The 476-nt window shown below is 61.6% G+C and carries 1 protein-coding gene; it reads left to right on the top strand.

The annotated features are described in order from the left end of the window. Positions 1-162: 162 nt before the first annotated feature. A partial coding sequence (locus EN750_RS38555) for an aldehyde dehydrogenase family protein (protein ID WP_245482961.1) occupies positions 163-476 on the top strand: 314 nt, incomplete at its 3' end.

Raw genomic sequence — 476 nt, forward strand, 5'->3', positions numbered from 1 at the left:
GCTATAGAAGATATAGGTGTCAAGGGGAGATGGCCACCCGTGTATGTTCGAAGCGAAAAAACAGAGACGCTCGCCCTTTACGTGGACGGGCAGTCAACACCACCAGCGGGTGGCGACTATTTCGACAGCATCGATCCGTATACCGGGCTAGTCTGGTCTCGGGTGCCTCGCGGCACGGCACGTGACGTCGATCAGGCGGTCAGGGCTGCGCACCGCGCCTTTACGACAGGGGCGTGGGCGGAGATGACGCCCACCCAACGCGGGCGTCTCCTCTACAGGCTCGGTGACCTCGTCGCCGCAAACGCGGAGAAACTGGGGGAATTGGAGGTTCGCGACAACGGCAAGCTGCTCGCCGAGATGCTCGGCCAGATGCGCTATCTTCCGGAGTGGTTTTATTACTATGGCGGCTTGGCCGACAAGGTGGAAGGCGCCGTGACGCCACCCGAGCGGCCCGGAATGATGCACTACATCCGCTA

The sequence above is a fragment of the Mesorhizobium sp. M7A.F.Ca.ET.027.03.2.1 genome (genome assembly GCF_003999175.1).
Classification (GTDB): Bacteria; Pseudomonadota; Alphaproteobacteria; order Rhizobiales; family Rhizobiaceae; genus Mesorhizobium.